We start from the raw sequence: 7,485 nt of genomic DNA, 5'->3' as shown, positions 1-7,485 counted from the left end.
GGAGAGCGCCGCGGCGGGCGTGCAGGCGGTGTTGGTGCCCCCCCCGCCTGTGTTGTCGCGCATTGCCGGCCAGACGCCGGCCCGCCCGCGCCGGCTGTTCCCGGCCGCGGGCCGCCGGGTGCGGGGGGCGCCCCACCCCCCCGCGGCGGGCGGCCCGGGGGCCCCCCCCCCCGGCGGGGAGCCGGCGGGGCGGGCGGGCCGTCCGCCCGCACCGCCCTGCTGTCCTTCCTGCTGGAGTGGATCGAAGGGCGGCTGGACGGGGCGAGGCTGCTGGCCGCCGGGCACCGCGTCGTCCATGGCGGCACCCGCCACGCCGCCCCGGTGCTGCTGACCCCGGCGGTCATGGAGGAGCTGGAGAGCTTCATACCCCTGGCGCCGCTGCACCAGCCGCACAACCTCGCCGCCATCCGCGCGCTGGCCGAGGCCCATCCGGAACTGCCGCAGGTCGCCTGCTTCGACACCGCCTTCCACCGCGGCCAGCCCTGGCAGGCGCAGATGTTCGCCATCCCGCGGGAACTGACCGACGAGGGCGTGCGCCGCTACGGCTTTCACGGCCTGTCCTACGAGTACATCGCCCGCCGCCTGCCGGAGCTGGCTCCGGAGCTGGCCGACGGCCGCGTGGTGGTCGCCCATCTCGGCAGCGGCGCCAGCATGTGCGCCATCCACGCCGGGCGCAGCGTGGACAGCACCATGGGCTTCACCGCGCTGGACGGGCTGCCGATGGGCACCCGCTGCGGCAACATCGATCCCGGCGTGCTGATCTACCTGATGCGCCAGAAGGGCATGGGCGCCGACGCCATCGAGAAGCTGCTCTACAACAAGTCCGGCCTGCTCGGCGTGTCTGGCCTGTCGAACGACATGCGCGCTCTGCTCGACAGCGCGGACCCGCAAGCCGAGGAGGCGGTGGAGCTGTTCTGCTTCCGCATCGCCAAGGAGACAGGCGCGCTCGCCGCGTCGATGGGCGGCATCGACGCGCTGGTCTTCACGGCGGGCATCGGCGAGCGCTCCGCCCCGGTGCGGGCGCGGGTGGGCGACAAGCTGGCCTGGCTGGGCGTGGTCCTCGACCCGGCGGCGAACGAGGCCAACGGCCCGCTGATCTCCGCCCCGACCAGCCGCATCCCCGTCTACGTCATCCCGACCGACGAGGAGCAGATGATCGCCCTGCACAGCCGCAAGGCGCTGGAGACCGCCTGATTCTCGGCCCGCCCGGTGACGCCGCATGAAGGCTGAATGAAGAAGGCCCGCCGTCGTGACGGCGGGCCTTTCTTTTGCGGGGGTGAGCGGTCGGCTTTTACAGACCTTTCCAGAGCTTCAGGTACTCGATCAACTTTCGCGTGTGGGCCGGCGGCGGCTGGTGGAAGCGGGCGACCAGACCGACCTGCTCGTCCATCTTCACGACGACGCCCCGGCAGGCGAAATCCGAGCTTTCCTCGCCAAGCCGGAAGAGGATGCGGAAGTCGAACTGCTGCTTGGCGATCAAATCCCCGTCATAGGGGCGGATGCGGAAAGACCCGAGGACGAACTCCTCCGGCACATATTCATGGCTGTCGATCCGGATGGTCGGGGGATCGGCGGGGCGTTCCTTGGCGTTGGACGCGGAAGCCACGGTGGATTTGCCTCGTCCGCTCAATTTCGACAACCACGACATGGCGGCCCAGGCCCCTTCCAGACAACATCGTGACAGAACTGCAATTGTCCGGAGTTTCGGACCTATTTCCTTTAATAATGGTTAAGGGTTGTCCGCCGGGGCCAAGGTCATGATTTTTCATGCCAGAACCGGCACGGCAGCCCAGTGGTGAGTGGCTTTGTCGCATGTCGCGCCGGCATGGCAACCATGACGTTGCCTTTTGGTGGCCGTTCTCGTCAAATGATGGGAGAGTGATTGCCTTTTCAACACTTGATGAATGGGTCTGTGGATAGGTTCTGCCCGTTTCGGCATTTCGCAGATGCGGTATTTTCTTCGCATCCGCAAATGAACAGCGAAAGGAGGCGCGGACGGACGGCGAAACGCAGCGCGGCGGTCCAGCCAATGAAATCAGCCGCCTGGTCTTCCAAATCATCCGTACCTGGAGGAGGAAAGCCATGATGCATCGCAACATCGGGGATTTGTTGAATCGCCGCCGCGTGGTCAGCCTTCCGGCGGGAGCGTCGGTGCGGGATGCCGCGCGGCAGATGAAGGCCGCCCATGTGGCGTCCGTCGTGGTCACCGCCTCCATCGACGAACAGATCGAAGGCATCTTCACCGAGCGCGACCTGACCGACCGCGTGGTGGCCGACGGGTTGGACCCGGATCACACCCCGCTGTCGGAGGTGATGACCCCATGCCCGGTCACCGTGGGCCACGACATCACGGTGGGCGAGGCTTTGCGCCGGATGGCCGACCACGGCTTGCGCCACCTGCCGGTCGTCCGCGACGGCCGCGTCATCGGCGTCGTCTCCATGCGCGACTTCATGGGCGAGGAGCTGATGCTGATCGAGCACGAGCAGGAGATGATGGACAGCCTGACCGAAGTCATGATGTGACGGCTTGCGGGTCCTCCCGCGCGCCCTTCCGAGGGGGCGCGGGAGGACCCGTACGGGCCTGTTACCCCAACTTCTTCAGGGCGGTCTCGACCTTGTCGATCTTTGTCTCGGCCTTGGTCAGGGCGGCGTGCGACTCCTTCAGCCCGTCCAGGGACACCTTTGCCTCGGCGAGCAGCGGGCCGAAGTCGGGGTCCTTGTCGGAGACCATGGACGGGAAGGACTTGCGGGTGCCGGTGATCTCGTTGGCGGCGGCGAGGATCTCCTTCTTCGCCTGGGCGGCCTGCTGGCGCACCTGGGTGATGTAGAAGGTCGCGGTCTTGATGGAGGCCGCCCGCTTGTCGTCCTCCGCCTCTTCGGCGACCATCTGCTCCTGCTGCGCGCGGTCGGCCTGCCCTCCGACGTCGCGGGCGATGTTGTCGTAGAAGGAGTCGGCGTCCTGCGCCCGTTTGGCCAGCTTGCGGCAGCTCGCCAGATAGGTGGCGCGCAGGTCCAGGGCGCCCTTCAGCGCCTGGGCGGCCTCCTTGACGATGCCGGCCGCCTCGGTGGCGGCCTCGGCGGTGTCGTCCTTCAACTGGTCCAGCTTCATGACGATGGCGTCGGCCCGGTCGAAGGCCCCCTGGGCCGGGTCGCGTCCCCCATATTGCTTGGGGTCGAGCTTCATCTTGGCGACGGCGGCCTTGGCTTGGCTGAACAGCTTGGCGGCCTGGACGGCGGTCGCGGCGACCTTCTTGGCCTGGGCGTCCACCGTCTTGGCGGCGGCCTGGACCGCGGCGGCCTGGGCCTTCGCCTCCTTGGCGTTGCCGGCCCCCTGCGCCTCCAGCACGTTGCGCAGAGCGAGGTCGGCGTTGGCGGCGGCTTGGTCGAGCAGCTTGATGTCGGCGTTGGTGGCCTTCAGCAGCCCGTCGATCTGCACCGCGACCTTGTCGGCGATGGCGCGGGCGGCCTTGCCCTGCTCCTCGGCCTCCTTGGCCTTCTCCGCCTCGGCGTCCTCGCGCATCTCGGCGATGCGCTCGTTGACGGCCACGCCGGCGCGGCGGCCGATGTCGTCCAGCGCCTGGCCGAGCTTCTTCAGCTCCGCCGCGATGGTCGCCGCGCCCTCGGCCTTGGCCGACTTCTCCAGCGTCGTCTGATAGGCGGTGGCGCTCTTCACATAGTCGAGCAGCGCCTTCTCCAGCGCCTTGGCGTCGCTCTTGCCCAGAGCGGTGTCGAGCGCCTTGGTCACATCCTCCAGCCCGGACTTGTGGAAGACGCCCATGAACTTGGCGCTCGGCTTCTTCTTGCCGGTGGCCGTCTCAAACGTCGTCTTGGCGGATTTCCAGTCGCTTGCGAATCCCATGGCGTTCCTCCCCGGATTGGACGGCGGAACGATGGAGCGGACGGATTGGACCGACAATCCGGGATGGGTCCATTGCGGATGGGTTCGGCAGCTGGCAACGGGGGCGATTCACAGGGCGCGCGCCGGGGCGTAGACTGGGGAGGTCCGTCCCTGAAACCCGCTGGTGCGAGGAAGGCGATGCTTCTGCCGTCCATCCACGACTTCACCGCCGAAGCCGCCGACCCTGCCCATTACGCGGCGCTGGACGGCGACTGGTCGCTGGCCGTCGCCGACGTCGTGGCGAGCACCCGTCTGGCCGGGGAGGGGCGTCACCGCGACGTGAATTTCGTCGCCGCCGCGGTGGTCGCCGTCCTGTCGGAGGCGGTGCGGGAGCCGGAGCAGGCCCCCGCCTGCCAGTTCGGCGGCGACGGCGCCATCGCCGCGGTTCCGCCGGGCCGCAGGGCGGCGGCGGAGCGGGCGCTGGCGGCGCTCGCCCATTGGGCCGGGACGGAGATGGACGTGCCTCTGCGGGTCGGCCTCGTGCCCGTGCGGGCGCTGCTCGACGAGGGGCTGGAGGTTCTGGTCGCCCTGCAGGATTTCGGCAACGGCGACGCCTTCGGACTGTTCCTGGGGCGTGGGGTCGTCGCGGCGGACGCCTGGGTGAAGGCCGATCCGCGCTGGCGGCTGGAGCCGCGGCCCGGCCCCTTGACCGGACTGGAAAGCGTGTCCTGCCGCTGGAACCCGGTGGACAGCGGGCGCGGCGTGATCCTGTGCGTGATCGTCGACCCGTTGCCCGGCGGCGGTCCGGGGCTGGCGGTTCTGGGCCCGGGCCAGGCCGACATCGAGCGGATCGTGCCGACCGCCACGGCGGCGCCGCTCGGCATGGGGGAACGGCTGGCGATGCGCTGGCCGCCCTCCTGGCGTTCGCTGTGGCTGGAGGCGCGGACGCGCCCGCGCGGGCGGCGGCTGGTCTGCGCGCTGTCGGCCCTGGGAAAGTCGGCGCTTCTCACGTTGGTGCTGAGCGCCGGGTGGCGGATGGGTGACTTCGATCCGGACCGCTACCGCCGCGGCATGGCCGAACGGTCGGATTTCCGCAAGTCGGCGGGCGGGCCGCGCCTCGTCCTGGACGTGACGGAAGGGGAGGCCGACGCCATCGAAGCGATGCTGGCCGCCCACGCGGCGGCCGGGCGCATCCGCTACGGCACCGCGCGGGCGGCGGCTTCCACCGTGACCTGCCTGGTCGGCGACCTCGCCGCCGACCGGCACGTCCATTTCGTCGATGGAGCGGAGCTGGGCTTCTGGCGGGCCTCGGTCATGCTGAAGCGGATGGCCGAGCGGGAACCGTCCGCTCAGTAGGCCCCGCGGCCGAGCAGGCGGCGGCGGGATTCCGCCTCGTCCACCGTCACGATCTCGGTGCCGACCGGCCACAGGGCCAGCAGGGCGAGCTTCAGATGCGCCCAGGCGAAGGGCAGGCCGATGATGGTGATGGCGAGGCCGACCGCCGCCACCAGATGGCCGAGCGCCAGCCACCAGCCGGCCAGCACGAACCACAGGATGTTGCCCAGCGTGCCGAGCAGGCCGGTGCCGATGTCCTCGCGGCCGCGGAACTCATCCCGGCGGACGGCGGTTTGTCCAAAGGGCAACAGGGTGTACCAGGCGATCGTGAAGGCCGACCGCGCCCACGGGATGCCGACGATGGTGATGACCATCAGGATGGCCGCGAAGAGCCATCCGGCGGCCATCCAGATGCCGCCGGTCACCACCCACAGGATGTTGAGAAGAAGGCTGAGCAAGGGCATCGGGTGTTTCTCCTTTTGCCCGCAGATGTGGGGATGGCGGGTGGCTTCGCCCAGAGGAGGGATCGGCGAAAGTGGCGCATCGAAAGATTCACCCCCTCCCGGCTTCCGGCGGCTTGAATGCCCTCCGGAAAGGCCACAGATCGAAAGAGGGACCTTTGAGCAAAAAGCGGTTCCGCAGGGAACCGGGGTCCGCGCCGCACGCCATCCAGGGTATCACCGGATCGGAGGCCGCATGAACGAGGTCCAGAACCACGAAGAGTCCACCGACGCCGCCGTCATGGGCGACGACGCCGAAAGCATGGCGCCGGTGGTCACCGCCATCCTTGGCACCGCCATCGCCGCGGCTCTCAAGCGCGCCGGAACCGCCGACGTCACCCATGGGGTGATCGCGGGGTTGCGCCTGTTGCGCTCCGCCGCGGAGGCGGAAGCCGGCTACACCATGGGAGCGGCCATCGACACCGCCATCCGCACGCGCCTGCTGGTGGAGAACCTGTCGGCCCTGCGCACCACCGGGTCCGCCCCGGCGCCGGTGCCGTTGCCCGAACCGGGTGCGGGGGTGGCCATCGCGTCGGCCATCTTCGTCAGCGCCGCGGAATCCTGTCTGACCGTGAACGCCCACGCTGACGACAACGGGCCGCTGGAGATGGCCGTGTTCGCCTTCTCCACGCAGTTGATCCAGCAGCTGGGCGGGTCGCCGGACTGGCGGGACCTGATGCGCGAACTGCACCGCCCGTCCGAGCCGCGCGACGACCGCCCGGTCGAAGCGCTCCCCGACGGCAACACCATTCACTGATGTGCCACGTGGTTGTGCGGGTTCCGCCAGGAATGGCGGGACTGCACAACAATTGGGGTAAAAACCTGCGATTTTCGGGATTTGCGGCCACCGTTCGCGCCATTTCGGGCCTTTTTATGGTACGGGACAAGGCTGCAAACCCTCCATTAGGCTCCCTGTCAATCGGCGGAGACGATCTCCGCGACGTGTTCGGGAATCGGGGAGCGGAGCCTTGACCATACACAGCAGCGCCGGGCGGCCCGCGGGAGCCGCGTTCGGCATCGTGCCGTCGTCGCCGGGCGAGGCGCCAACCGCAAGCTGCGGCGCATCGCGGGAGGTGGGGCCGGGCTGCATCGTCGCCGGCGATCCCGCCGGACGGCGAATCATCCTGATCCACGCGACGTTCAGCGAATCCCGGGCCTGGACCCGCCTGCTGCGCGCCGTTCCGGCGGGACAGGAATGGGTGGCCGTGCCGCGGCCCGATCCGGTGCCGATCGGCGGCGCTTCCCGCCTGCGCGGCGGCGACCCCGGCGTGCCGGCGGCGGCGCTGCGTCCGCTTCTGGCGCTCCGCCGCTCGCGCAAGCCGCTTCTCGTCGGCAGCGGCGGCGGCGTGCCGGTGGCGTTGCGGGCCGTGCTGGAGTTTCCGGAGCTGGTCGGCGGCCTTCTGCTGATCGACCCGATGGCCGAGGAGACGGTCCGGCCGGGCGTGTTCCGCCGAATCGCCGCCTGCATCCTGCCGCCCGTCGTCCGCGACAGCGCGGCGGAACTTCAGGCCATGGCGCCCATGCTCGACGCGGTCCGCGTGCCGGTCACGCTGGTGCAGGGAAAGGACATGCCGGACGGCGTGCCGGGCGCGTCCTTTTTGGAGCAGCGTCTGACCGGTTGCCGCAACCTGACCGTGGTGACCGTTCCCGGCCAGCAGGTCGTGCCCGCCCGGCACGAATCGGCCATCCGCGGCGCTCTGGCCGCGCTGGTCGCCTCGGTGGAGCGCGGAGGGGCCTGATACCGTCGCGCGTAAGTCCTGACTTACGCGCGACGGTAAGGGCCGCGACGGCGGCCCCGCAGGCTCATGCCTG

Annotated in this window: 8 protein-coding genes; 5 read left to right on the top strand and 3 right to left on the bottom strand. The window is 69.7% G+C overall.

Annotated features, from left to right (window positions below; genetic code table 11):
* The coding region (locus GBZ26_RS07600) for an acetate/propionate family kinase (RefSeq protein WP_247884779.1) at nucleotides 1-1,194 on the top strand (1,194 nt) is incomplete at its 5' end.
* Nucleotides 1,195-1,291: 97 nt separating this feature from the next.
* On the opposite strand, the gene GBZ26_RS07595 is transcribed toward GBZ26_RS07600, so the two are convergent.
* The gene (locus GBZ26_RS07595; protein ID WP_343207220.1) at nucleotides 1,292-1,606 is read right to left on the bottom strand and encodes a hypothetical protein; all 315 of its coding nucleotides are present in this window, start codon (nucleotides 1,604-1,606) and stop codon (nucleotides 1,292-1,294) included.
* Nucleotides 1,607-2,082: 476 nt separating this feature from the next.
* On the opposite strand from GBZ26_RS07595, the gene GBZ26_RS07590 reads away from it, so the two are divergent.
* Complete coding sequence (locus GBZ26_RS07590) at nucleotides 2,083-2,523, top strand: CBS domain-containing protein (RefSeq protein ID WP_174438319.1); 441 nt, start codon at nucleotides 2,083-2,085, stop codon at nucleotides 2,521-2,523.
* A 61-nt stretch (nucleotides 2,524-2,584) separates the two neighbouring features.
* On the opposite strand, the gene GBZ26_RS07585 is transcribed toward GBZ26_RS07590, so the two are convergent.
* Nucleotides 2,585-3,859, bottom strand: a complete 1,275-nt coding sequence (locus GBZ26_RS07585) for a hypothetical protein (RefSeq protein WP_174438318.1) — start codon at nucleotides 3,857-3,859, stop codon at nucleotides 2,585-2,587.
* 177 nt (nucleotides 3,860-4,036) lie between these two features.
* On the opposite strand from GBZ26_RS07585, the gene GBZ26_RS07580 reads away from it, so the two are divergent.
* On the top strand, nucleotides 4,037-5,194 hold the full coding sequence (locus GBZ26_RS07580; RefSeq protein ID WP_174438317.1) for a DUF3095 family protein: 1,158 nt from the start codon (nucleotides 4,037-4,039) through the stop codon (nucleotides 5,192-5,194).
* Here GBZ26_RS07580 and GBZ26_RS07575 read toward each other — a convergent pair.
* Entirely contained in the window at nucleotides 5,188-5,637 is a 450-nt protein-coding gene (locus GBZ26_RS07575) for a YccF domain-containing protein (protein WP_174438316.1), read from the bottom strand. The two genes, GBZ26_RS07580 and GBZ26_RS07575, sit on opposite strands and share 7 nt — an antisense overlap.
* 232 nt (nucleotides 5,638-5,869) lie before the next feature.
* Here GBZ26_RS07575 and GBZ26_RS07570 point away from each other — a divergent pair, with 232 nt between their 5' ends.
* Nucleotides 5,870-6,430 (top strand): hypothetical protein, encoded by a 561-nt coding sequence (locus GBZ26_RS07570; protein WP_174438315.1) that lies wholly within the window; start codon nucleotides 5,870-5,872, stop codon nucleotides 6,428-6,430.
* A gap of 211 nt (nucleotides 6,431-6,641) precedes the next feature.
* Nucleotides 6,642-7,412 (top strand): alpha/beta fold hydrolase, encoded by a 771-nt coding sequence (locus tag GBZ26_RS07565; RefSeq protein ID WP_147394541.1) that lies wholly within the window; start codon nucleotides 6,642-6,644, stop codon nucleotides 7,410-7,412.
* Nucleotides 7,413-7,485: the final 73 nt, after the last annotated feature.

This window comes from Azospirillum formosense (assembly GCF_013340925.1).
Classification (GTDB): Bacteria; Pseudomonadota; Alphaproteobacteria; order Azospirillales; family Azospirillaceae; genus Azospirillum; species Azospirillum formosense.
Note: the sequence above shows the minus strand (reverse complement) of the source record. Positions and strands in the feature narration are given on the sequence as shown.

Bases quoted from the DNA above. Each gene is read 5' to 3' on its own strand.
- GBZ26_RS07590 (WP_174438319.1), top strand. From the start codon at position 2,083: ATGATGCATCGCAACATCGGGGATTTGTTGAATCGCCGCCGCGTGGTC.
- GBZ26_RS07585 (WP_174438318.1), bottom strand. From the start codon at position 3,859: ATGGGATTCGCAAGCGACTGGAAATCCGCCAAGACGACGTTTGAGACG.
- GBZ26_RS07580 (WP_174438317.1), top strand. From the start codon at position 4,037: ATGCTTCTGCCGTCCATCCACGACTTCACCGCCGAAGCCGCCGACCCT.
- GBZ26_RS07575 (WP_174438316.1), bottom strand. From the start codon at position 5,637: ATGCCCTTGCTCAGCCTTCTTCTCAACATCCTGTGGGTGGTGACCGGC.
- GBZ26_RS07570 (WP_174438315.1), top strand. From the start codon at position 5,870: ATGAACGAGGTCCAGAACCACGAAGAGTCCACCGACGCCGCCGTCATG.